Origin of the sequence: Achromobacter sp. SIMBA_011, from assembly GCF_046535435.1 — a bacterium.
GTDB lineage: Bacteria > Pseudomonadota > Gammaproteobacteria > Burkholderiales > Burkholderiaceae_B > Achromobacter > Achromobacter dolens.
Genome location: NZ_JAWRWN010000070.1, coordinates 1 through 426, shown reverse-complemented (window position 1 = coordinate 426; position 426 = coordinate 1). Strand labels below are relative to the sequence as shown.

At 39.2% G+C, this 426-nt stretch carries 1 protein-coding gene; it reads left to right on the top strand.

All coding sequences use genetic code 11. The features are described from left to right. Positions 1–144 precede the first annotated feature (144 nt). A partial coding sequence (locus SB816_RS29945; protein ID WP_410547983.1) for an MFS transporter occupies positions 145–426 on the top strand: 282 nt, incomplete at its 3' end.

Here is a 426-nt window from a genome sequence, read left to right as displayed (position 1 = left end):
GAACAACGATTAAAGTAGTACGCACAGCAAGAAAAATCTCTGAAGGCTATGTGTTTACAAAGCAAAGTTACAACCTGAATACGCTGAATCACATTGGTTAATACCAGTCTTCAGACAAGTCAAAGATAAACGGAGGAATACGAGATGATCAATGTAAATGCGTCTAATCGATTAAACAGACTGCCTTTTTCAAGGGCCCATCAAGCAGTGCTCGTTATCCTTTCATTCGCTTACTTTTTTGATTTTATCGATTTAAATACGTTTTCATATGCGGCGCCTTCACTTTTAAAGGAATGGAACATTTCTACTCATACCATCGCTTTTATTACGTCTGTCTCCTATTTCGGAATGTTTATCGGCGCCTCTGCCGGAGGATGGTTTTCAGACCGTTTCGGAAGGAAAAAAGGTTTAATTCTGGTTGTCACA